The sequence below is a fragment of the Streptomyces sp. NPDC087440 genome (genome assembly GCF_044744005.1).
GTDB lineage: Bacteria > Actinomycetota > Actinomycetes > Streptomycetales > Streptomycetaceae > Streptomyces.
This window is the reverse complement of the sequence record NZ_JBIUXN010000003.1, coordinates 564,024-587,191: the sequence shown is the minus strand read 5'-3', so window position 1 is coordinate 587,191 and position 23,168 is coordinate 564,024. Positions and strand designations below refer to the sequence as shown.

17 protein-coding genes are annotated in these 23,168 nt (G+C 73.2%); 14 read left to right on the top strand and 3 right to left on the bottom strand.

Translation table 11 applies throughout. The annotated features are described in order from the left end of the window. Positions 1-94 precede the first annotated feature (94 nt). Positions 95-805, top strand: coding sequence for a ribonuclease HII (locus tag ACIO3O_RS10735; RefSeq protein WP_401744352.1), 711 nt, complete (start codon positions 95-97; stop codon positions 803-805). 112 nt (positions 806-917) lie between these two features. Continuing rightward, positions 918-1,526 (top strand): hypothetical protein, encoded by a 609-nt coding sequence (locus tag ACIO3O_RS10730; protein ID WP_401744350.1) that lies wholly within the window; start codon positions 918-920, stop codon positions 1,524-1,526. Positions 1,527-1,602: 76 nt separating this feature from the next. Here ACIO3O_RS10730 and ACIO3O_RS10725 read toward each other — a convergent pair whose 3' ends face one another. Then, positions 1,603-2,232: a hypothetical protein gene (locus tag ACIO3O_RS10725; RefSeq protein WP_401744348.1), complete on the bottom strand. Its 630-nt coding sequence runs from the start codon at positions 2,230-2,232 to the stop codon at positions 1,603-1,605. Between the two features lie 216 nt (positions 2,233-2,448). After that, the gene (locus ACIO3O_RS10720; protein ID WP_401744346.1) at positions 2,449-4,668 is read right to left on the bottom strand and encodes a RecQ family ATP-dependent DNA helicase; all 2,220 of its coding nucleotides are present in this window, start codon (positions 4,666-4,668) and stop codon (positions 2,449-2,451) included. Between the two features lie 126 nt (positions 4,669-4,794). Here ACIO3O_RS10720 and ACIO3O_RS10715 point away from each other — a divergent pair, with 126 nt between their 5' ends. The 7 genes from ACIO3O_RS10715 (at position 4,795) to ACIO3O_RS10685 (ending at position 15,623) form a co-directional block, all read left to right on the top strand. Then, a complete protein-coding gene (locus ACIO3O_RS10715; RefSeq protein ID WP_401744345.1) occupies positions 4,795-6,348 on the top strand; it encodes a DUF4192 domain-containing protein in 1,554 nt (517 codons plus the stop codon). A 122-nt stretch (positions 6,349-6,470) separates the two neighbouring features. Next, positions 6,471-8,501: a glycogen debranching N-terminal domain-containing protein gene (locus tag ACIO3O_RS10710; RefSeq protein WP_401744343.1), complete on the top strand. Its 2,031-nt coding sequence runs from the start codon at positions 6,471-6,473 to the stop codon at positions 8,499-8,501. Positions 8,502-8,686: 185 nt separating this feature from the next. Then, complete coding sequence (locus ACIO3O_RS10705; protein WP_401744341.1) at positions 8,687-9,628, top strand: NUDIX domain-containing protein; 942 nt, start codon at positions 8,687-8,689, stop codon at positions 9,626-9,628. A gap of 181 nt (positions 9,629-9,809) precedes the next feature. Further along, entirely contained in the window at positions 9,810-11,597 is a 1,788-nt protein-coding gene (locus tag ACIO3O_RS10700; RefSeq protein WP_401744339.1) for an ATP-binding cassette domain-containing protein, read from the top strand. A gap of 160 nt (positions 11,598-11,757) precedes the next feature. Next, on the top strand, positions 11,758-12,645 hold the full coding sequence (locus tag ACIO3O_RS10695; RefSeq protein ID WP_401744338.1) for a FadR/GntR family transcriptional regulator: 888 nt from the start codon (positions 11,758-11,760) through the stop codon (positions 12,643-12,645). A 408-nt stretch (positions 12,646-13,053) separates the two neighbouring features. Then, complete coding sequence (locus ACIO3O_RS10690; protein ID WP_401744336.1) at positions 13,054-14,625, top strand: RNA polymerase sigma factor; 1,572 nt, start codon at positions 13,054-13,056, stop codon at positions 14,623-14,625. A gap of 167 nt (positions 14,626-14,792) precedes the next feature. Next, a complete protein-coding gene (locus ACIO3O_RS10685; protein WP_401744334.1) occupies positions 14,793-15,623 on the top strand; it encodes a S1 family serine peptidase in 831 nt (276 codons plus the stop codon). A gap of 411 nt (positions 15,624-16,034) precedes the next feature. Here ACIO3O_RS10685 and ACIO3O_RS10680 read toward each other — a convergent pair whose 3' ends face one another. Next, positions 16,035-16,265: a hypothetical protein gene (locus ACIO3O_RS10680; protein WP_189823213.1), complete on the bottom strand. Its 231-nt coding sequence runs from the start codon at positions 16,263-16,265 to the stop codon at positions 16,035-16,037. 450 nt (positions 16,266-16,715) lie between these two features. On the opposite strand from ACIO3O_RS10680, the gene ACIO3O_RS10675 reads away from it, so the two are divergent. The 5 genes from ACIO3O_RS10675 to ACIO3O_RS10655 all read left to right on the top strand — a co-directional run bounded on the left by ACIO3O_RS10675 (position 16,716) and on the right by ACIO3O_RS10655 (position 23,166). Continuing rightward, positions 16,716-18,833, top strand: coding sequence for a type IIA DNA topoisomerase subunit B (locus ACIO3O_RS10675; RefSeq protein WP_401744332.1), 2,118 nt, complete (start codon positions 16,716-16,718; stop codon positions 18,831-18,833). Positions 18,834-18,952: 119 nt separating this feature from the next. Further along, positions 18,953-20,221 carry a sensor histidine kinase gene (locus ACIO3O_RS10670; protein WP_401744331.1) on the top strand — a complete coding sequence of 423 codons (1,269 nt, stop codon included), beginning with the start codon at positions 18,953-18,955 and terminating at the stop codon, positions 20,219-20,221. Next, on the top strand, positions 20,218-20,949 hold the full coding sequence (locus ACIO3O_RS10665; protein ID WP_401744329.1) for a response regulator: 732 nt from the start codon (positions 20,218-20,220) through the stop codon (positions 20,947-20,949). The genes ACIO3O_RS10670 and ACIO3O_RS10665 overlap by 4 nt, the downstream gene beginning before the upstream one ends. A 118-nt stretch (positions 20,950-21,067) precedes the next feature. Beyond that, positions 21,068-21,571 (top strand): DUF485 domain-containing protein, encoded by a 504-nt coding sequence (locus ACIO3O_RS10660; RefSeq protein ID WP_401744327.1) that lies wholly within the window; start codon positions 21,068-21,070, stop codon positions 21,569-21,571. Next, positions 21,568-23,166, top strand: a complete 1,599-nt coding sequence (locus ACIO3O_RS10655) for a cation acetate symporter (protein ID WP_401744326.1) — start codon at positions 21,568-21,570, stop codon at positions 23,164-23,166. Before ACIO3O_RS10660 ends, ACIO3O_RS10655 begins: the two co-directional genes overlap by 4 nt. Positions 23,167-23,168 lie beyond the last annotated feature (2 nt).

The following is a 23,168-nucleotide window of genomic DNA, read 5'->3' as shown; positions in this document are numbered from 1 at the left end:
CGGAGGCAGCCCCTCCCGCCCTCCGCCCCGGCCCGCAGCACGCCGGGACCGGGGTGTCGCGGGCCGGGTCCGGCGGCGTACTCTGGCTGGCGCCATGCCGTACGAACCACCCACACACACCGTCGAGCGCTCGCTGCGCGCCACCACCGGTGCCCGCACCGTCGCCGGAGTCGACGAGGTCGGGCGCGGAGCGTGGGCCGGACCGGTCACCGTGTGCGCCGCCGTCACCGGCCTGCGCCGCCCGCCCGCCGGGCTCACCGACTCCAAACTCCTGAGCGCCAAGCGCCGTGACGAACTCCTGCCGGTGCTCCAGGACTGGGTCACCGCGTACGGCCTCGGCCATGCCACGCCCGAGGAGATCGACGCCCTCGGCATGACGGCGGCACTGCGGCTCGCCGCCGAACGTGCGCTAAATGCCTTGCCGGTACGGCCGGATGCGGTCATCCTCGACGGGAAACACGACTATCTCGGGGCTCCCTGGAAGGTTCGTACGGTGATCAAGGGCGACCAGTCCTGCATCGCGGTGGCGGCGGCCTCCGTGATCGCCAAGGTCAGCCGGGACGCCATGATGGCCGAGCTGGAATCGGAGGCCGGCGGCTGCGCGCCGTACGGATTCGCGGCCAACGCGGGCTATCCGTCCCCCGTGCACCAGGCGGCCCTGGCCGAACTCGGGCCGACCGCGCACCACCGCCTCTCCTGGTCCTATCTCGACGGACTCCCGCAGTGGCGGCACCTCAAGAAGCACCGGCCCTCGGCAGAGGCCGCAGCACTGGAAAGCGGGGGCCAACTCGGCTTCGACTTCTGATTGCCTGCGCCGCCGGGCAGGCAGCCGCCCAGGCTCCGTCCGCCCCGCGCGTCGCACTGATGTACTACCCGCCGATGTCTTCTCGCACCGGCGTTTGATAGATGTCCCACTCATGCCTCTCATCCCCCAGGAGCCCCAGATTCACGAGAGCGCCCAGGGTCCCCGCGCCACCCCGGCTGCCAGCCGTACCGCGCCGACCCCTCGCCCCGTACCCGGCCCGCGTCCCGCGGCGGTGCCGCGCCCCGGTCCCGCCGTCCGTCCCGGCCCTCCGGCGCAGCGGACGCACACCCCCCGACCCCCGGCCCCGCCCACTGCTCCGCAGGCGGCCGCCGGAACCCAGATCCAGCTGATCCCTTCCCCCGTGAACGGCGCGCTCGACGCCGCGGGGGAGGCGGTGGACCTGCTGCTCGACTCCGGCCGTGCGCCGGGCGAGGTGCTGGTGCTCACCACCGGTGACCAACACCCCTGGGCCGCCCACGAGTTGTCCTTCGGTGAGGCGTCCTACTGGGCGCAGCACGACGCCGGGGACGACGTCTTCTACGCGGACGCCAAGTCCGCCGAGCGGGCCGCGCGGCGGCCCGTGGTCGTCGTGGCGGTCAATGACGCGTCCGGCGACGACCTGGGCCGCACGCTGGCCGTGGCCCGCGAGCGCGCGGTCGCGCTGCTGATCGTCTGCGGCGACCCGCAGCGCGTCAACTCCGCGCTGGGCGCGGGCGTCTGACGCCTGCGAACGTGAAAGGTCCCGCCCGTGAGCCCACGGGCGGGACCTTCGCGTCGTACGGTTCCGGGCTCCGGCTCTAGCGGGCCGCGGCCCGGCGCAGGGCGGCCGCGGCGCCGCCGCCGGTGCTCTGCGGCGTGGGATCGGGTTCGGCCAGCGACTCCGCGAGGCCCGAGGGCCGGGACCCCGCGAAGGGCCGGCGGCCGCCGCGGCCCTCGCCCAGCACCTGCCAGCCGCCGCGGGTCAGCGTGATGTACGCCCCGCAGCGCAGCCCGTGCAGGGTGCAGGCGTCCCGCAGTCCCCACATCCAGGCCCCGTCCTCCTCCGTCCACCGCTCGTCGCCGTCACGGCAGTAGAGCAGTACGGCCGTACGGACCGGGGTGCGGCGGCGCAGGTCGTGCGGGACGACGCGGCGCAGGTGGGCGAGGAGCGCGTTGCGCAGTTCCCAGCCGTCCGCCGGGGTGGAGCGGCGGGCGAACGAGGCGCTGGCGGTGAGACGTTCCTCCGTGTCCAGCACGGCGACGACGGCGGTGGACGGGCCCGGGAGGTGGCGGGCGTGCAGACCGCTCACGACCTCACGGGGGTTGCGCAGCAGGGGGATTCCCGCCGAGGCCCACTCGGCCGGCTCCAGTGTGCGGCCCAGGCGACCGGCCGGATCGGCGGACGACGGGCTGAGCGAACTCGGGGACGGAGCGAATCCGAAGGTCACGGTCCTCCCTTCGCGTACGCGCCCACGACTGCGGGCAAGGGCGGGTGGGGGCGCACCACGGCACAGCCCTTGCGGACCACATCGAAGCCGTGCGGGAGCGCTTCCAATTCTTCCTGGCGCGAGGGGATGCGGCAACGAGCAATTGGGACGGCCGACCGGATTCTATGGATATGGCACTGATATCCCTGCCCAGCGCGGCCGCTCCCGACTCCTCGGTCACCCCTGAACGGCGAGGACCAGCGGAAACACCCCCTCCGCTCCGGACCGGCGCAGCATCCGCGCCGCCACGGCGAGCGTCCACCCGGTGTCCGACGCGTCGTCCACCAGCAGCACCGGGCCCCCGGCCGCGCTCAACGCCCGGGCCAACTCCGGCGGAACCACCAGCGCCTGGTGCAGCGACCGCACCCGCTGGGCGCTGTTGGCCTGCGGCAGCGGCGCTCCGGCCGACTCCGGGGCGTACTCCAGCGAACCGAGGAAGGGCATCCGGCCCACTTCGGCGATCCGGCCGCCCAGCGACCGTACGAGAGCGGGCCTGCGGTACGACGGGACCGTGACCACCCCCACCGGTCGCGGCGGCGCGTCCGCGGCTCCCGACGCCCAGCCGCCGGGACCCTTCGCCCAGTCGGCGAGGACCGTCACCACCGCGTTGAGCACATCGTCCGGAACCGGCCCGTCCGGGGCCTGCGCGGCCAGCATCGGCCGCAGCCGGTTGCCCCAGCCGATGTCCGAAAGACGGCCCAACGCCCGCCCGGGGAAGGCGATTTCGTTCTGCGGGATGCGGCCCTTCAGGTCGACGCCGACCGCCGGGAGACCGGTCGGCCACATCTTGCGGGGCTCCACCTCCACGCCGGGGCGGCCCAGCTCGCCGCGCGCCGCGTCCAGGGCCGCTTCGGAGACCTCCGCCGCGAATCGGGTGCCCGCGCAGTTGTCGCACCGGCCGCACGGGGCGGCCTGCTCGTCGTCCAGCTGGCGGCGCAGGAACTCCATGCGGCAGCCCGTCGTCGCCGCGTACTCGCGCATCGCCTGCTGCTCGGCCTGGCGCTGGCGGGCGACCCACGCGTAGCGCTCGGCGTCGTACACCCACGGCGCTCCGGTGGAGGTCCAGCCTCCCTTGGTGCGGTGCACCGCACCGTCCACGTCGAGGACCTTGAGCATCGCCTCCAGCCGGGTGCGCCGCAGGTCCACCATGGGCTCCAGGGCGGGCAGGGACAGCGGTTTGGGGGAGTGCGCGAGGGCGTCGAGCGTGCGCCGCACCAGCTCCTCGGGAGGGAAGGACACCGAGGCGAAGTACTTCCAGATCGCCTCGTCCTCCTTGCCCGGGAGCAGCAGCACCTCCGCGTGCTCCACGCCGCGGCCCGCGCGGCCGACCTGCTGGTAGTAGGCGATCGGGGACGACGGGGAGCCCAGGTGCACCACGAACCCGAGGTCGGGCTTGTCGAAGCCCATGCCCAGCGCGGAGGTCGCCACCAGCGCCTTGACCCGGTTGGCGAGCAGGTCCTCCTCGGCCTGCATCCGGTCGGCGTTCTCCGTGCGTCCGGTGTACGAGGCGACCGTGTGCCCGCGCTGGCGCAGGTAGGCGGTGACCTCCTCGGCGGCGGCGACGGTCAGCGTGTAGATGATCCCGGAGCCCGGAAGCTCGTGCAGGTGGTCGGCGAGCCAGGCCAACCGGCTCGCCGCGTCCGGGAGTTGGAGGACGGCGAGACTCAGGCTCTCCCGGTCGAGCGGGCCGCGCAGCACCAGCGCGTCCGTGCCCGCACCCGTACCGAGCTGCTCGGCGACGTCGGCGGTCACCCGGGAGTTGGCGGTGGCGGTGGTGGCCAGCACCGGGACGCCCGGCGGCAGTTCGGCCAGCATGGTGCGCAGCCGCCGGTAGTCGGGGCGGAAGTCGTGGCCCCAGTCGGAGATGCAGTGCGCCTCGTCGACCACCAGGAGGCCCGTGGCGGCGGACAGCTTGGGCAGGACGTGGTCGCGGAAATCCGGATTGTTCAGGCGTTCGGGAGACACCAGGAGAACGTCGACGGTGCCGTCGGCGATCTCGGCCTGGACGGTGTCCCACTCCTCGGGGTTGGAGGAGTTGATCGTGCGCGCCCGGACGCCCGCACGGGCGGCGGCCTCGACCTGGTTGCGCATCAGGGCCAGCAGCGGCGAGACGATCACGGTCGGCCCGCTGCCCTGCGCGCGCAGCAGCGAGGTCGCCACGAAGTACACCGCGGACTTGCCCCAGCCCGTCCGCTGCACCACCAGCGCCCTGCGCTTGTCCGCGACGAGCGCCTCGATGGCCCGCCACTGGTCCTCGCGCAACCGGGCCGTGCCGCTCGGGTCCCCGACGAGGCGGGCGAGCACGGAATCGGCGGCGGCCCTCAGGTCGGCGCGGTCGGTGGGGGCGGTGAGGTGCGAGGTGGCGTCGGGGGAGTCCGTGGCGTCTGGATGGGTCATGGGCCCATGCAACCCGATGGGACCGACAAAGCGCGAACGCTCCGCCCGGGCCTGTGGAAAAGCTTGCCGGCGGGGAGTTATCCACAGGGGTTGTCGAGATCGGACCCACCGTCGGAAAGTAACGCCATGAACACGAACAGTGACGCAAGCGGCAATCGCGATCTCTCCCACGGCCCCACCGCGGACCTGTCCACGAATGCGGCGAAGGGCTCTCTGCGGGCGGGCCCTGCCGAGGACGGTGTCGCGGAGCAGCAGGTCACGCTCCGCGGTCCCGCCCAACTCGCCGACTCCCTGCCCTACTTGCTCGGCTTCCACCCCTCCGACTCCGTGGTCCTGGTGGCCCTGCACGGCCCGCGCGGCCGGTTCGGCGGCCGCCTGCGGGTGGGCATCCCGAAGTCGCCCCAGGAATGGGCGCCGGTCGCCGCCCACCTCGCCGAATGCCTGGTGACCAACAGCGAACGGCGCGGCGAGAGGCCCGACGGCATCGTCGTCTTCCTCTGCCAGGACCCTGGGGAGGGGCAGACCGGCCGACAGGTCATGGAACGGCTGCGCGCCTTCGCCCAACGCCTGCGCCTGGCCTGCGGGGCCCTGGACGTGCCCGTCCTCGAGGCACTCTGCATCTCCGACGGCCGCTTCTGGTCGTACTGCTGCCCCGACCGCCGCTGCTGCCCGCCCGAGGGAGCGGTCCTCGCCCTGCCCGGCACCTCGGTGATGGCCGCGGCCGCCGCCTACGCGGGAATCCAGGTCCGCGGGACGCTGCACGAGATGAAGGCCAGGTTCGCCTCCCGCACGAAGTCCCCGGCGTGTATCCGCAAGACGGTCGGCGCCCTCGACGACGCGGGCAGCGCGGTGATGCCCCGCATGATCACCCAGGCCTCCCGCGAACAGGTCGGCAAGGAGACCCTCGCCCTGGCCAGGACCCTGCTGCGCCGCCTGGGACGGGCCGCGCCGTCCAGGGGGTCCTGGGAGGACGCCGACAGCGCCGACGACGCCCTGATCGACGACGCCGAAGCGGGCACCGTCCTCCACGGACTCCAGGACCGCGAGACCCGCGACCTGCTGGCGGAGTGGATGGAGGGCCCCGAAGCGGCCCACGCGCTGAGGCTGTGGCGACTGCTCGCCCGCCGGTGCGTCGGCCCGTACGCCACGTACGCGGCCCCGCCGCTCACCCTCGCGGGCTGGGTCGCCTGGTCCACCGGCGACGAACCAGAGGCCCGGGTCGCGCTCGGCCTCGCCCTGGAGGTCGACCGGAACTACACCTTCGCCCAACTCCTCCACCAGGCCTGCAACGACGGCTTCGACCCGGAGAAACTGCGCGCCTGCCTGCGCCGGGAACGCGCGGGACGCCGCGGCGGACCGGCACCCGGCTCCCCACAGGGCGCCCACAGCGGCACCGGCAGGCGTATGCGTCGTACATCCACCACACGGCGTACGGCCGGCACGGATCGTGCCTCCGTCACGCGTCGCGCAACCACCGCTCGTCGTACGTCCCTCACGCGCCGTACGTCCCTCCCGCGTCCCGCGTCCGTCCCGGGCGGCGGACTGCCGTCCCGCATGGGAGGCGCACGCACCGCAGACCGGCAGGTCGCAGGCCCGCCCGGCCGTTCCACCGGGTCCACCGGGGCGGGACGGCGCGGGACCGCGCACCGCATGCGGCGCGGTACGCGGAGCGGGCGATGACGGGCCGGTGCCCGGTCGGCCGTGACCCCGCCGCCCGCAGCGCCGTTCACCTGAGTGGCGGCACCGCTCTCACCGCGTCGCCACATCCCTCGCCACCTCCCGGAGCGCAGAGAAGGCACCGCATGGCCCTCACCGTCCCGCCGTCCTCCGCCGCCCGAGGCACGCCCCCCGCGCCCCGGCGCACCGTTCCGGCCCCCGGCGGCGCGCCCGCCGCCGGGCCGCCCGCCGCACTGCCCGCCGCGCACGGGATGATCGTCTGCGCCGACCTGCCCTCGCTGGCGCTCTCCGCCGACCACGGGCAGCTCACCGGGCACGGACTCGACGGCTTCTACCAGTCGGGCCGCCGGCTGCTCTCCCGCTGCGTGCTGCGGGTCGCGGGCCGCGAACCGGTCGCCGTGCAGGGGCGGTCGGTCGCGGCGGACCGGGCCAGGTTCGTGGCCGTGGTCCGCACCCAGGGCGACGGCGGACCCGACCCCGGGATCATGGTGGAGCGGGTGCGGACCGCCGACGGCTGCGAGCGGATCACCCTGCGCAGCTCCGCCCCCCGCCCGTTGCGCATCCCGGTGGAGATCACCCTCGGCACCGACCTCGCCGACCTGGGCGCCATCGGGGCGGGCCGCCCCGGGCCCGAACTGCCCGCCAGCGTCCACGACTCGGGCATGCGCTGGACGGCGGGCCCCGTGCACTCCGTGGTGACGGCCGAGCCGCCGCCCGGTGACGCCCTCGCCTCGGCCGGACTGCTGCGCTGGGAGATGGAACTGCCGCCGGGCGGCTCCCGCACCGTCGAGCTGCGCGTGCGCAGCGAGCGGCCGGTCCGCTCGGCGGGCAAGACCGGAGGCTGCCCGCTGCCCGAGGTGAGCGCGGAGGGCGACGACCCCCGGGTTCGGGATCTGCTGCGCACCGGCGTCGACGACCTCAGGTCCCTCCTGATGCGCGACCCCGCCCACCCTTCCGACGTCTACCCGGCGGCGGGCATCCCCTGGCGCTGCGGGCTCGCCCCCGCCGACGCCCTGTGGGCGGTCCGGATGGCGCTCCCGCTGGGCACCCGGCTGGCCGCGGCCACCCTGCGCACCCTCGCCCACACCCAGGCGGGCGGCAACGGCCGCATCCCCGGCCCCTTCCGCGACGCGGGACCCCACCTGCCGCCGGGCTGCACCGGCCTGGAGGCCACGCTCGCCTTCCCCGCGGTGCTCGCGGAGGCCCGGCGCTGGGGCCTGCCGGAACCGGACCTGGCGGAGCTGCTGCCCGCCGCCGAACGCTGCCTCGACTGGCTGCGCACCACGCTGGGCGACGACGTGCACCTCCGCGATCCCGGCCCCGTGGGCCTGCGCCGGGCCGAGACCCAGGCCCACGCCCACCGGGCGGCACTGCTCGGCGCCGACCTCCTGGAGGCCTGCGGCCGCCCCGGGGCCGCCCACTGGCGGGACTGGGCCACCGCGCTGCGGCGTTCCTTCCGGGAGGACTTCTGGATCGAGGACCGCGCGGGCGGCCGCCCCGCCGCCGCCCTGGCCCCCGACGGCCGCCCCGTTCCGCACCTGGGGGCAGGCACCGCGCACCTCCTGGACACCGGTCTGCTGGGCGCGGGCCGCACGGCCCCGGGCCTGCTCGACAAGGTGCAGACCGAGCAGCTGGCCCGCCTGCTCGGCAGCCCCTCCATGGACTCGGGCTGGGGGCTGCGCGGACTCGGCGCGAAGGAGGCCGGGCACAACCCGTTCGGCCACCGCAGCGGCGCGGTGCGGGTGCACGAGACGGCGGTCGCGGTCTCCGGACTGGCCGCCGCCGGATACGAGAAGGAAGCGGGTTCCCTGCTGCGCGGACTGCTCGACGCGGCCCAGACCTTCGGCTACCGGCTGCCGGAGATGTACGCGGGGGAGCAGCGCACCGCCGACAGCTCCCCCCTGCCGCACCCGGCGGCGTGCCGTCCGGCGGCGGTGTCCGCGGCCGCCGTGGTCCACCTGCTCGCCACCCTCGTGGGCATCCGCCCCGACGCGCCCGCCGGAACGGTCCGGCTGACCCCGCTCAACAGCGCCCCGCTGGGTGCCCTCCAGCTCTCCGGGCTGCGGGTCGCGGGCGAACCGTTCGCCGCCAGGGTCAGCAGGCTGGGCCTCGGCATGGTCGAGGAGGCCGCCGACGGCCTCCAGCTCGGGGTGTGACCGTGACCGACGCAGCGCGAGCCACCGCGCGAGGGGCGGACGAGGCGAGGAGCTGGGACGAGGCGACGACCCGAGGCGAGGCGAAGCCGCAGGACGAGGCGAAGCCCCAGAACGGAGCGACGCCCCGGGACGGGACGACCGGCGAAGGGACTGTTTATCGTCAGGCAGACGACTATGATCGCCGCATGTCGCCCTACGATCCGTCGGCCTTCCCGCCCTTCGCCGTCACCGTGGATCTGGCCGTGCTCACCGTGCGCCGACACGCGCTCTGCGCGCTGGTCGTCCGTCGTGGCGAGCCGCCGTTCCAGGGCCGGTGGGCGCTGCCCGGCGGCTTCGTCCGCGAGGACGAGGACCTCGCGACGGCGGCGGCCCGCGAACTGGTCGAGGAGACCGGCCTGATCGCCCTGTCCACCCGGACGGCCCCCTCCGCCCCCGCGGGGCATCCCGCCGCGACGGCCGGAACCGCGACGCACGCCCCCACCACGCCGTCGGTGACCGCGTCGTCCAAGCCCGCACCGTCCGCTTCGTCCGCGACCGCGTCGGCCGGGCCCGCATCCTCCGCGACCGCCCCCGCCGGGCCGCCCGCCCAGGACCCCCCGGCCGCCCTCGGCAAGGGCGCCCACCTGGAACAGCTCGCCACCTACGGCGCCCCCACGCGTGATCCCCGCATGCGGGTCGTCAGCGTCGCCCATCTCGCCCTCGCCCCCGACCTCCCCGCGCCCCGCGCGGGCGGCGACGCCCACAGCGCCCGCTGGGCCCCGGTCGACGCGCTGCTCGGCCACGAGGACGCGTTCGGCCGGGACGAGGAGGCGGTTCCGCTCGCCTTCGACCACGCACAGATCCTCGCCGACGGCGTCGAGCGCGCCCGCTCGAAGATCGAGTACTCCTCGCTGGCCACGGCCTTCTGCCCGCCCGAGTTCACCGTCGGCGAGCTGCGCCGGGTGTACGAGGCGGTGTGGGGAGTGGTCCTGGACCCCCGCAACTTCCACCGCAAGGTGACCGGCACCCCCGGCTTCCTCGTCCCCTCCGGCGGGACGACGACCCGTCAGGGAGGCCGCCCCGCACAGCTGTTCAGGGCGGGCGGTGCGACCGTACTCAATCCGCCGATGCTGCGCCCCGAGGTCTGACGGACACCGGGGCGCGGACCGCAGCCCCTGGGCCGGTCCACGCCTCCCCGGGCCTGGGCTTCCACAAAAAGTCCGAAATGTCGCGTTATCTTGCTGCGGTACCCGCCTCGGCCGCCGAGCGTTCCCTCCACCGCGGGGAGCCGCGGGCGTCGCGGGAGACGCACGAGACGCGAGGGAAGCGATGCTCCAGGCCATCGGACTCACCAGCACGCCGCGCCGGGCCCGCCCGCCCGCCGTGGACGACCTGACCTTCGAGGCCCGCCCAGGCACCGTCACCGCCCTCCTCGGCGCCCCCGGTTCGGGAAAGACCACCGCCCTGCGCCTCATGCTCGGCCTCGAACAGGGCCGTGGCATCACCTACTTCCGCGGCCGTCCCCTGCACCGCGTCGCCCACCCGGCCCGCGAAGTGGGCGCCCTCCTCGGCGACGTACCCGGCAACCCCTCCCGCACCGCGCGCGGCCAGCTCCGGATGCTCTGCGCCGCCGCCGGAGTGCCCGCATCCCGCGCCGACTCCCTGCTGGACGTCGTCGGCCTGACAGGGCTCGGCGGTCAGCGCCTCGGCAGCCTCTCCCTCGGCATGGACCGCCGCCTCGGCCTGGCCTCCGCTCTCCTCGCCGACCCGCACACCCTCCTCCTCGACGAACCCGCCGCCGGGCTCTCGCCCCGGGACAGCAGCTGGCTGTACGGACTCCTGCGCGCCCACGCCGCCCACGGCGGCACCGTGCTCTACACCACCGACGACGCCAAGGAGGCCGCCCGCACCGCCGACCGGGTCGTCACCCTGGACGAGGGCCGACTCGTCGCCGACCAGGCCGCCGCCGACTTCGCCCGCACCCGCCTGCGCCCCCGCGTCGCCGTCCGCACCCCGCAGGCCGTCCGGCTCGGCGCCCTCCTCAACAAGGAGGCCCGGGTGGCGCGCCGCTCCGTGGAAGTGGTCCCCGAAGAGGGCAACCGCCTCTCCGTGTACGGCAGCACCTGCGCGGAGGTCGGCGACACCGCCTTCCGGCACCAGGTCCTCCTGCACCAACTCGCCGACGAGGTCGGCGACATGGGCCCCCGGCGTACCCCCGCGCAGACCCCGCCGCCCACACCCCCCGGCGAGAGCCGTGCGCCGCTCACTTCGGAAGCCGCAACTCCCGCTCCTGCCGGCCCCGTTGCGGCGAAACCCGGCGGCACCATCCCCCTCCGCCCTCTCCGCAGTCCCCTGCGCCCCTTCCGCTACGAAGTGCGCCGCACCTTCAGCACCCGCAGCACCGCTCTCGTCGCCCTCACGGCCGTCGTCGTCTCCGCCGCCCTCGCGGCCCTCCTCGTGCACCGGGGCGGCACCCCGCTCCCCGCCGCGCTCGCCGCCTGGCCCGTGCTGCTGCCCCTGCCGCCCGCGGCCTTCGCGGCGGGACTGCTCGGGGCGCTCTCCTTCGGCGACGAGTTCCGCTACCCGGCGCTCGCCGCATCCCGCGGCACCTCGCCCCGTCGCCTGGGGCTCCTCCTCGCCAAACTCACCGTCTCCGCGGGCCTCGCCCTGCTCCTCGCCGCCCTGACGGTCGCGGTGAACCTGCTTCTTGTACGCCTTCTGTACGGAACCGGGGCGACGCCGCTGCCCGCCGCGGGTCTGCCCGCCAAGGCGGCGAGTTGGGCGGCGCTCAGCGTCGGGTGCGCCTGGGCGGGGCTGCTGGGGGCCGGGGTGTTCCGGGTGGCCGCGGCAGGGCTGGCGGCCGTGCTCGCGGTGCCGGTGGCCGTCGCCCCCGCCGTGCAGCACCTGCTCAGCGGTCCGGCAGCGCGTTCGATGGTCGGACTCCCGAGCAGGTTGCGGGAGCTGTTGTGGATCGGGATTCCGGCGGAGGCGGACCAGTGGCTGCGGGCCGCGATGCGCATCCTCGCCCAACCCGTCGGCGCCGCCCTGGTGTTGTCGATCCCTGTGCTCCTGTGCACGTATCTGCTCACGGGCCTTCGCCGCAAGGCCCGTTGGTGACCGCATCCTGACGTCGATGCGTCGCATCGCCCACAACTCCCCCTAGGACGCCCATTTCTTTCCGATAAGGCGTCAATTGGAGAGAGGGCGGTGATCACCCTTTCGTGTGCTTTTCACCAAAGACCTCAAGGGGCAGGAGCCGGACGCCGACAACTCATCCGTGAGTACCCTTGCGCACACCATGATGACCGCCGCCCGCTCCGTCGACTCAGGTCTCGCCGGTTCCGGCGACCTCGACCGCTACCCCTATGCGGAGGTGTCCGGCGCCGATCGCGTCGGTCCCCTCGGCTGGGACAGTCCCGAATCCGACCTGGGCCGGGTCGGCCGCCGCGCGGCCGGAAACCGCGGCCGCGGACTGCACGGCCAACTCGTCCAGCAGCTCGGCCAGATGATCGTCTCCGGCGACCTCGGCGCCGACCGCCCGCTCGTGCCCGAGGAGATCGGCCAGCGATTCGAGGTGTCCCGCACCGTCGTCCGCGAGTCCCTCCGCGTCCTTGAGGCCAAGGGCCTGGTCAGCGCCCGTCCCAACGTGGGTACCCGGGTCCGCCCGGTCAGCGACTGGAACCTGCTCGACCCCGACATCATCGAATGGCGCGCCTTCGGCCCGCAGCGCGACGACCAGCGGCGCGAACTGGCCGAACTGCGCTGGACCATCGAACCCCTCGCAGCCCGGCTCGCCGCCGGACACGGGCGCGACGACGTGCAGCAGCGCCTGGGCGACATGGTCGAGATCATGGGGCACGCCCTCGCCCAGGGCGACTCCCTGACCTTCTCCCGGGCCGATGCCGAATACCACTCCCTGCTCATCCAGCTCGCCGGCAACCGCATGCTGGAGCACCTCTCCGGCATCGTCTCGGCCGCCCTTCAGGTGTCCGGCGGACCGATCGTCGGCTGCGACCGCCCCACCGACGCCTCCCTCTCCCACCACGCCCGGATCGCCGACGCCCTTGCCGCGGGCGACGGTTCGGGGGCCGAGGCCGCGATGCGTCAACTCCTCACCGTTCACCCGGAGGTGGAGCGCGTCGTTCCGGCTCCGCGCGAGCACTGAGGACCACCGCCACCGGTCGGTTCTTACCCGTACCACCGTCATACCCGGTACCACCGACAGCAGTTCCCCCCGCCGTGCCCCTCGCGGCCGTACACCCTCCGTGTCGCCGGACCCCTCGGGTTCGGCGACACGGTTGTGGGCAGCCGCAGTCGCGGGTGCGCAACGCCCGTGCGCCGCATGCCGCCTGTGACTCGGGCCACGAAGATTGAGGCGTAACGCTCCGTCGAATCCCGCGATGACCTAAGAGGTGACAGCCGAGGAGTGAATGCGGAGGCCGCTCGCGGCAGCGCAGACGGTCCCCGGTTCTCGCCCGGTCCGCCGGTGCACCATCCCCAGCCGGTGGTCGTCGGCTCAGGCCCTTCAGCGGGCGGGGCCGGACGCCATTTCCATCGTTCCGAGAGGTTGTTCGTGTCGGCCAGCACATCCCGTACGCTCCCGCCGGAGATCGTCGAGTCCGAGTCTGTGTTGGCGCTCATCGAGCGGGGAAAGGCTGAGGGGCAGATCGCCGGCGACGACGTGCGTCGGGCATTCGAGGCTGACCGGATTCCGCCGACCCAGTGGAAGAACGTCCTGCGCAGCCTCAACCAGATCCTTGAGGAAGAGGGTGTGATGCTGATGGTCACTGCCGCGGAGCCGCCCAAGCGCGCCCGCAAGACCGTTGCCGCGAAGAACCCGGTGCCCAGGAGTCCGGTCCAGCGGACCGTCCCCCGGACCTTCGCGGCAAGTACCGCCGCACCCAAGACAGTTGCCGCCGCCGCTCCCGTGGCGGACTCCGTGGACGTCGCCGCCGACGAGACGGCGGCCGCCGCCCCCGCGAAGAAGACGGCGGCGAAGAAGGCCACCGCCAAGAAGGCCGTGGCGAAGAAGACCACCGCCAGGAAGACGGCGGCGAAGAAGACCGCCGCGAAGAAGGACGACGCCGCGGACGGCGACGAGCCGGTCGAGGAGACCCGGGCCAAGGGCGAGGACGAGGAGGGCGGCGAGGGAGCGGAGGGCGGCGAGTCGAAGGGCTTCGTCCTCTCCGACGACGACGAGGACGACGCCCCCGCACAGCAGGTCGCGGTCGCGGGCGCCACCGCCGACCCGGTCAAGGACTACCTGAAGCAGATCGGCAAGGTCCCCCTCCTCAACGCCGAGCAGGAGGTCGAGCTCGCCAAGCGCATCGAGGCCGGTCTCTTCGCCGAGGACAAGCTCGCCAACTCCGACAAGCTGGCCCCCAAGCTCAAGCGCGAGCTGGAGATCATCGCCCAGGACGGCGGCCGCGCCAAGAACCACCTCCTGGAGGCCAACCTCCGCCTGGTCGTCTCCCTCGCCAAGCGCTACACCGGCCGCGGCATGCTGTTCCTGGACCTCATCCAGGAGGGCAACCTCGGTCTGATCCGTGCGGTCGAGAAGTTCGACTACACCAAGGGCTACAAGTTCTCGACGTACGCGACCTGGTGGATCCGCCAGGCGATCACCCGCGCGATGGCCGACCAGGCCCGCACCATCCGCATCCCGGTGCACATGGTCGAGGTCATCAACAAGCTGGCCCGCGTCCAGCGCCAGATGCTCCAGGACCTGGGCCGCGAGCCCACCCCGGAGGAGCTGGCCAAGGAACTCGACATGACCCCCGAGAAGGTCATCGAGGTCCAGAAGTACGGCCGCGAGCCCATCTCCCTGCACACCCCGCTCGGCGAGGACGGCGACAGCGAGTTCGGCGACCTCATCGAGGACTCGGAAGCGGTCGTTCCGGCCGACGCGGTGAGCTTCACGCTCCTCCAGGAGCAGCTGCACTCGGTCCTGGACACCCTCTCCGAGCGCGAGGCCGGTGTCGTGTCCATGCGCTTCGGTCTCACCGACGGCCAGCCCAAGACCCTTGACGAGATCGGCAAGGTCTACGGCGTGACGCGTGAGCGCATCCGCCAGATCGAGTCCAAGACCATGTCCAAGCTGCGTCACCCGTCGCGCTCGCAGGTCCTGCGCGACTACCTCGACTGAGCTGTTCGAGTTCGGCTGAGCTGTTCGAGTCGGCCGTCGGGCCCGGGTTCCACCCCTTACCTGTCGTACGGGAGGACCCGGGCCCGAGGCATGCCCGCGCGGGTGCGCGGGAGGGGGCGCTGGATGACTCTGGGTGTGCGGTGTTCACCCCTGAGTCAGGAGGACCTATGCGTCGACCCTTCACCAGATCGCTGACCGGGGCCCTCGCCCTGACCGCCGCCGTGGCCGTGCTGCCGCTCGCGGCGCCCGGCCCGGCGGCCGCCGACGGCGTGGTCATAGGGGGCCAGACCGTGAAGGCGGCGGACAGCCCGTGGGCGGTGGCGGTGGCCAGCCGTGACCGATTCGGAGGTATGCGGGCCGGACAGTTCTGCGGGGGAGTGGTGGTGGCCCCGACCAAGGTGGTGACGGCGGCGCACTGCCTGGGCCGGGACGTGCTGGGCGTACCGCTGAACGAGGTGCGCGACCTGAAGGTCATCGCTGGGCGCGGGGAGCTGCGCGGCACCGGCGGTCGGGAGATCGCCGTCCGCGGGACCTGGGTGAACCCGTCGTACGACCCGCTGTCGAACTCCGGGGACATGGCGGTGCTGACCCTGGCGGCCGCACTCCCCGAGGAGTACGTCATCCGGCTGGCCCCGGCGGCCGGCGGCCTGACCGACCCGGGGACCGGGGCGACGGTCTACGGCTGGGGCGACACCACGGGCGGCGGCGCGTACGCCAGCTCCCTGCGCTCGGCCAAGGTGCGGGTGCTGCCCGACGCGGAGTGCACCCGGGCGTACCCCGGCAATCTCGACGGAACGTATCTCCCGGCGACGATGCTGTGCGCGGGCGACCCGGAGGGCGGCCACGACGCCTGCCAGGGCGACAGCGGGGGGCCGCTGGTGGCGCGGGGACGGCTGATCGGGCTGGTGTCCTGGGGGAGCGGCTGCGGGCAGGCGGGCAGCCCGGGGGTGTACACGCGGATCTCGGCGCTGGTGCGGGCGCTGGAGGGGCAGGTCTGATCGCCGTGCACGTCTGATCGCCGTGCGGGTGTGACGCCGACGAGGTCCGACGCCACGGGGACCGTGGGGCGGGCAGAGGGCCGATCGGGTCCGGTACGGGTCCGGAAGGACCGGGCAGAGCCGAACGGGCGGTCGTCGCCCGCACGGCGGACGGCCCCGGCGCTCCCCGCGCCGGGGCCGTCCGTCTGAGCAGTGGCCAGGGGCCCGCCGGACCCCGGGCGCCGGGAGGGCGTGCGCGGGCGCGAGAGGGGCCCCTGAACGCCCTGCGGCACGATGCGCGGCCCGGGCGGGCGGCCGCCGGACGAGGTCCGTACGTACGAGAACGGGCGGCTTCCCCCGCACACCCGGGGGAAGCCGCCCGTCGACCGGTGGGAACCCGGTCCTTGGCTCGTCGTGGACGCTCTCAGGGCGTCAGCGTTCGTCGTCCTCGGACGACGGAGGCGTGACCGTCAGCCGGTCCGTCTCGTCCTGTATTTCCGCTGCGATCTTCTTGAGCTCGGGCTCGAACTTGCGACCGTGGTGGGCGCAGAAGAGCAGTTCGCCGCCGCTGGCCAGGAGAACGCGCAGGTATGCCTGGGCGCCGCAGCGGTCGCATCGGTCAGCGGCCGTCAGGGGGCTCGCGGGGGTCAGAACAGTAGTCACGTCGCCTCTTCTCTAGCTCGACGAGCTGTCGTACCAGGGTCAACATCCAACCAGGCCGAAAACGTTCCCGCTCGTGGCTTTTTCTTGAAACTTCTTCCGAAGGTCTTCCGGAGTGGTTGTCTGTTGCCGGTTGGCGGCGAATGAGCCGTATTGCGTCGCTTTACGGTTTCGCGTTGCTGGCTTGTCTTGGTGGGACGTCCCACCGGCTGGATTGCCGGGTTGTTCATGAGGACGTGCCCGGAGCCTAAATGGTTCATGCCCGGAAGGGAACGTGACATGTGCTTCACTCCATCGAGGGATCGAACATGTGTACGCCCCTGGACTAGCATGAGTTTTCCCGAGGGTGGCGTTACACCCGCTCTACCAGGCCCCGTTACCCTCTGAGCGGCGACCGACGCCGACCCCGTACCCCATCGGGGCCCATTTGAAATTCAGCGAGGAGCGAACCGCGTGACCGCCGATACGACCGTCCCGTCCACCGCACTGCTGAGCGGCGCGGACCGTGACGGTTCCAACTACACCGCGCGGCACCTGCTCGTCCTCGAAGGTCTTGAGGCGGTCCGCAAGCGCCCCGGCATGTACATCGGGTCCACCGACAGCCGCGGCCTGATGCACTGCCTCTGGGAGATCATCGACAACTCCGTCGACGAGGCCCTCGGCGGCTACTGCGACCGCATCGAGGTGATCCTCCACGAGGACGGCTCCGTCGAGGTCCAGGACAACGGCCGGGGCATCCCGGTCGACGTCGAGCCCAAGACCGGCCTGTCCGGCGTCGAGGTCGTCATGACCAAGCTGCACGCCGGCGGCAAGTTCGGCGGCGGCTCCTACGCCGCCTCCGGCGGCCTGCACGGCGTCGGCGCCTCCGTGGTGAACGCGCTCTCCGCCCGCCTGGACATCGAGGTCGACCGCAGCGTCACGCACTCGATCAGCTTCCGCCGCGGCGTGCCCGGCATCTTCACCGAGTCCGGCCCCGACGCCCCCTTCGACCCGGGCAACGGGCTGCGCAAGGGCAAGCGGGTCCCCAAGGGCCGCACCGGCACCCGCGTGCGGTACTGGGCGGACCGGCAGATCTTCCTCAAGGACGCCAAGCTCTCCCTGGACACGCTCTACCAGCGCGCCCGGCAGACGGCCTTCCTGGTGCCCGGCCTGACCATCGTGGTCCGCGACGAGCGGGACCTGGAGGGTGTGGGCAAGAGCGAGGAGACGTTCCGCTTCGACGGCGGCATCAGCGAGTTCTGCGAGTACCTCGCGCAGGACAAGGCGATCTGCGACGTCCTGCGGCTCAGCGGCACGGGCACCTTCAAGGAGACCGTCCCGGTCCTCGACGACCGCGGCCACATGACGCCCACCGAGGTCACCCGCGAACTGGCCGTGGACATCGCGCTGCGCTGGGGCACCGGGTACGACACCACGCTCAAGTCCTTCGTGAACATCATCGCCACCCCCAAGGGCGGTACCCACGTCTCCGGCTTCGAGCGCTCCCTCACCAAGACGGTGAACGAGGCGCTCCGCTCCGCCAAGCTGCTGCGCGTCGCCGAGGACGACGTCGTCAAGGACGACGCCATGGAGGGGCTCACCGCGGTCGTCACCGTGCGCCTGGCCGAGCCGCAGTTCGAGGGCCAGACCAAGGAAGTGCTGGGCACCTCTGCCGCCAACCGCATCGTCGCGGCCGTGGTCGCCAAGGAGCTCAAGGGCTTCCTGACCTCCACCAAGCGCGACGCCAAGGCGCAGGCCCGCTCGGTGATGGACAAGGTCGTCGCCGCCGCCCGGACCCGTATCGCCGCCCGCCAGCACAAGGACGCCCAGCGCCGGAAGACGGCCCTGGAGTCCTCCTCGCTGCCGGCGAAGCTCGCGGACTGCCGCAGCGACGACGTGGAGCGCAGCGAGCTCTTCATCGTCGAGGGAGACTCCGCGCTCGGTACGGCGAAGCTCGCCCGGAACTCCGAGTTCCAGGCGCTCCTGCCGATCCGCGGCAAGATCCTCAACGTTCAGAAGGCGTCCGTCTCGGACATGCTGAAGAACGCCGAGTGCGGCGCGATCATCCAGGTCATAGGAGCGGGGTCCGGCCGGACCTTCGACATCGACGCCGCCCGCTACGGCAAGATCGTGCTCCTTGTCGACGCCGACGTCGACGGCGCGCACATCCGCATCCTGCTGCTGACGCTGTTCCAGCGGTACATGCGTCCGATGGTGGAGGCGGGGCGCGTGTTCGCGGCGGTTCCGCCGCTGCACCGGATCGAGCTGGTCCAGCCCAAGAAGGGCCAGGACAAGTACGTCTACACGTACTCGGACAACGAACTGCGCCAGACCCTCCTGGAGTTCCAGCGCAAGAACGTCCGGTACAAGGACGACATCCAGCGCTACAAGGGCCTCGGCGAGATGGACGCCGACCAGCTCGCGGAGACCACGCTCGACCCGCGCTTCCGCACGCTGCGCCGGATCAACATCGGCGACCTGGAGTCCGCCGAGGGCGTGTTCGACCTGCTCATGGGCAACGAGGTGGCGCCGCGCAAGGAGTTCATCACCAGCGCGGCGGCGACGCTGGACAGGTCGCGCATCGACGCCTGACCGGCTGTGGTGAAGGTGCCCGACCGGCCGTGGTGAAGGCCGGGTCGACCCGTGGGTGGAGCCGAAAGCTCCACCCACGCTCCGATTCGCGGCACCCGTCCGCTCCGTACCGTCGAGGCATGGACACGCAGACGACGCCGTCGGCACGGTGGGGCGGCGCCTTCGCCGCCTGGCCCGCCAGGGAGGCCATGACGCGGATCGGGGTGCCCCGGGTGCGGATGGCCATCGATCTGGCCATGTGGCTGGGCATCGGCGTCTGGATTCTCCTGGAGGCATACGCGTCGAAGGCCTTCGGCGGTCTCGGCGTCGTGGTGCCGCCGCTCGCGCTGGCCGTGACCGTCGGCGCCGCCGAGCTCTACGACCGGCTGACCCTGCGGCACCGGCTGCTGCCGTCGCTGGCCGTGCTCGCCACCGTCGCGCTGCTGGGCGTGGGGGCGTACGCGGTGGACGCGCAGACGTCCGGGGCGATCCTGCTGGTGGTCTGCGTGGTGCAGGCCATGGTCCGGCTGCCGCTGGCGGTCGGCATCCCCATGGGCGCGGTGCTCGTGACCGGCATGGCACGGCTGGGGGACGTGAGCCTGCGGGAGCAGCTGGTGGTCAGCTTCGGCGTCCTGGTCACCGGGTACATGCTGCGGCTGGACGCGCAGGCGCGGGGCTCCGGGTTCCTGCTGCTGGCGCAGGAACGGGCGGCCCGGGTGGCCGAGGCCGAGACCGCCGCGCTCGCCGAACGGGCCAGGATCGCCCGGGAGATGCACGACGTCCTCGCCCACAGCCTCTCCGCGCAGGTGGTCCACCTGGAGGCGGCCCGCCTGCTCGTCGAGCGGGAGCCGCCGGGGCCGTTCCGGGACGGCGTGCTGGAACGGGTCGTCGCCGCCCGCAGGATGGCCCGCGAGGGTCTGGCCGAGACCCGCCAGGCGCTCTCGGCGCTGCGCGGGGACAGGGCGCCCGTCGAGGACTACCTGCGGGAGATGGCGGCCATGGACCGGGCCGACGTCCAGGTCGTCGGCGCCCGGCGGGAGTTGACCGCCGACGCCTGCCAGGCGCTGCGCAGAGTCGCCCAGGAGGCCCTGACCAACGTACGCAAACACGCGCCCGGGGCCGTGCCGAGCATCCTGCTGGAGTACGGGAAGGACGACATCACCCTGGAGGTACGGGACCGGGGGCGGCGGGACGGGAAGGGGCCGGGTGGACGGGCGGGCCCCGTGGTGGTGGCGCGGCGGGACGAGGACCCGGGGCTCCGGAAGCCGGACGTACGGCGGGAGTTGGCCGCCACCGGAGGCGGGTACGGTCTGCTCGGAATGCGGGAGCGGGCGGAACTGCTCGGGGGCACGCTGGAGGCGGGGCCCGCGGGGGAGGGGTTCGTGGTGAGACTGCGGATGCCGGTATGAGCACGGCGGATTCCGGCCGGAGCGGGGACGCGGCCGAGGGGCGCGCCGTGCGGGTGCTGGTCGTCGACGACCAGGCGATGGTGCGCGAGGGCATCGTGCTGCTGCTGGGGCTGCTGCCCGGCATCGAGGTCGTCGGTTCGGCGGGGGACGGCGAGGAGGCCGTCGACCTGGTCGCCGCGCACGCCCCGGACGTCGTCCTGATGGACCTGCGGATGCCCCGCTGCGACGGGGTGGAGGCGACCCGGCGCATCCGGGCCCGGCACCCCGCGACGCAGGTGGTCGTGCTCACCACGTACGCCGACGACGACTGGCTCTTCCCCGCGCTGCGGGCCGGGGCGCGCGGCTACCTCACCAAGGACGCGGACGGCGAGGAGATCGTCCGCGCGGTGCGGGACGTGATGTCCGGGCAGGCCAGGCTCTCGCCCGCGGTGCAGCGCAGGCTCCTGGAGCAGGTCACCGCCCCCGCGCCCCCGGCACCCGGCCACGGCGGACTCCCGGACGGGCTCACCCCGCGCGAGGCCGAGGTGCTGGAGCTGATCGCCGACGGCCTGCCCAACGCCGAGATCGCCCGGCGGCTGCGGATCGGGTCGGCGACCGTGAAGACCCACATCAACAACCTCTTCGCGAAGACCGGCGTGCGCGACCGCGCACAGGCCGTCCGGTACGCCTACCGCCAGGGCATCGCCCGGCCGCCCCGCACGGACCTGCCGGGTGCAGACGTCACCTAATGGGGTGAAGGAAGGGGATTGCCGAGCCGGGGATCTCTCCGGTCTGCCCATCCTGGGGCGCGCGGACCATCCCGGGGCGCGCGGGCCCATACAGGCCGCGGACAAGGAGAGTTGTTCGGTGGAGAAGCACGAAGGGCGCGACGCCGCAGCGATGCGGTTCGACGACCCGTGGTACGACGCGCTCGCCTCCGGCTGGGGGGAACTCGACGGCACGGGAGCCCGGTCCCCCGCCGAGCCGCACCGGCCCGCCGCCCCCGAGCCGGGCCCCAGCGCCGCCGAGATCTACCTGGAAGTGCAGGCCAGCCCCGCCTTCCAGCAAGTGCGCAGCCGCTACCGGCGGTTCGTCGTCCCCGCGACCCTCGCCTTCCTCGCCTGGTACGTCGCGTACGTCGTCGCCGCCACCGCCGCACCCGGCCTGATGGCCAGGCCGGTGGCCGGCGCGGTCAACGTCGCCATGGTCGCGGGCCTCGGCCAGTTCCTCTCCACCTTCCTGCTGACCTGGGCGTACGCCCGGCACGCCAGGCTGCGTCGGGACCGGGCCGCGCTCGAACTGCGCTGGGACACCCAGGAGCTGACCCGGCTGACCGAGGCGCAGGCCGACGCTCGGGGAGCTGCTCGGTGAACCACGGCCACGAGACCCTGGCACTGCTGCTGTTCAGCGCCTTCGTCGCGACGACGCTCGCCATCACCACCTGGGTCAGCCGCAACCGGCACGGCTCGGCCGAGGAGTTCTACGTCGGCGGACGCCTCTTCAGCCCCATGGAGAACGGTTTCGCCATCGCGGGCGACTACATGTCCGCCGCCTCCTTCCTCGGCATCTCCGGCCTCATCGCCCTCTACGGGTACGACGGGATGCTCTACTCCGTCGGCTTCCTGGTGGCCTGGCTCGTCGTGCTCCTCCTCGTCGCCGAACTGGTCCGCAACTGCGGCCGGTTCACCCTCGCCGACGTGGTCGCCTCCCGGATGAGCGAGCGTCCGGTGCGGATCGCGGCGGGCACGTCCTCGGTGACGGTGTCCGTGCTGTACCTCGTCGCGCAGATGGTCGGCGCGGGTTCCCTCGTCGGGCTGCTGCTCGGCGGCAGCAGCGGGGCCGCGCAGACCTGGACGGTCGTCGGGGTCGGCGCGCTGATGGTCGTCTACGTGACGCTGGGCGGGATGCGGGCCACCACCTGGATCCAGATCGTCAAGGCCGTCCTGCTCATGGCGGGCGCGCTGGCGCTCACCGTGCTCGTCCTGGTGCGCTTCGGGGGCGACTTCAACGCGTTGCTGACCGCCGCCGCCGCACGCAGCGGGCACGGGTCGGACTTCCTCGCGCCCGGCCTCAAGTACGGCGGGGACTGGACCGCGCGGCTCGACTTCATCAGCCTCGGGCTCGCCCTCGTCCTCGGCACGGCGGGCCTGCCGCACATCCTGTCGCGCTTCTACACCGTGCCCACCGCGCGGGCCGCCCGGCGTTCCGTGGTCTGGTCGATCGGGCTCATCGGCAGCTTCTACCTGATGACGATCGTCCTCGGCTTCGGGGCTGCGGCGCTGCTCGGCTCCGACACGGTGCGGGCGTCGAACGCCGCGGGCAACACGGCGGTTCCGCTGCTGGCCCACGAGGTGGGCGGAGGTGCGGGTTCCGCAGGCGGAACGGTTCTGTTCGCGGTCGTCGCTGCCATCGCCTTCGCCACGATCCTCGCCGTCGTCGCCGGTATCACCCTCGCTTCCTCGGCCTCCGTCGCGCACGACCTGTACGCGTCGCTGCGCAGCCGCAGCAAGCGCGGCAAGCCGTACAGCGAGGTGGCCGTCGCCCGGGTGGCGGCGGGCGGGATCGGTGTGGCGGCCATCGCGCTGGGGCTGCTGGCGAAGGACCTGAACGTGGCGTTCCTGGTCGGTCTCGCCTTCGCGGTGGCCGCCTCCGCGAACCTGCCGGTGCTGCTGTTCTCGCTGTTCTGGCGCGGGTTCACCACGCGCGGGGCGGTCTGGTCGGTGTACGGGGGACTCGTGCCTGCGGTGCTGCTGGTGATCGTTTCGCCGGTGGTCTCGGGCAGTCCGGAGTCACTGTTCCCCGGTGCCGACTTCCAGTTCTTCCCGCTGCAGAACCCGGGGCTGGTGTCGATCCCGCTGGGCTTCCTGGCGGGGTGGCTGGGGACGATCACCTCGCACGAGGTGCCGGACGCGGCGAAGCACGCGGAGACGGAGGTGCGGTCGCTCACGGGGGCGGGGGCGGCCTGAGG

Bases quoted from the DNA above. Each gene is read 5' to 3' on its own strand.
- ACIO3O_RS10735 (WP_401744352.1), top strand. From the start codon at position 95: ATGCCGTACGAACCACCCACACACACCGTCGAGCGCTCGCTGCGCGCC.
- ACIO3O_RS10730 (WP_401744350.1), top strand. From the start codon at position 918: ATGCCTCTCATCCCCCAGGAGCCCCAGATTCACGAGAGCGCCCAGGGT.
- ACIO3O_RS10720 (WP_401744346.1), bottom strand. From the start codon at position 4,668: ATGACCCATCCAGACGCCACGGACTCCCCCGACGCCACCTCGCACCTC.
- ACIO3O_RS10715 (WP_401744345.1), top strand. From the start codon at position 4,795: ATGAACACGAACAGTGACGCAAGCGGCAATCGCGATCTCTCCCACGGC.
- ACIO3O_RS10710 (WP_401744343.1), top strand. From the start codon at position 6,471: ATGGCCCTCACCGTCCCGCCGTCCTCCGCCGCCCGAGGCACGCCCCCC.
- ACIO3O_RS10705 (WP_401744341.1), top strand. From the start codon at position 8,687: ATGTCGCCCTACGATCCGTCGGCCTTCCCGCCCTTCGCCGTCACCGTG.
- ACIO3O_RS10700 (WP_401744339.1), top strand. From the start codon at position 9,810: ATGCTCCAGGCCATCGGACTCACCAGCACGCCGCGCCGGGCCCGCCCG.
- ACIO3O_RS10685 (WP_401744334.1), top strand. From the start codon at position 14,793: ATGCGTCGACCCTTCACCAGATCGCTGACCGGGGCCCTCGCCCTGACC.
- ACIO3O_RS10670 (WP_401744331.1), top strand. From the start codon at position 18,953: ATGGACACGCAGACGACGCCGTCGGCACGGTGGGGCGGCGCCTTCGCC.
- ACIO3O_RS10665 (WP_401744329.1), top strand. From the start codon at position 20,218: ATGAGCACGGCGGATTCCGGCCGGAGCGGGGACGCGGCCGAGGGGCGC.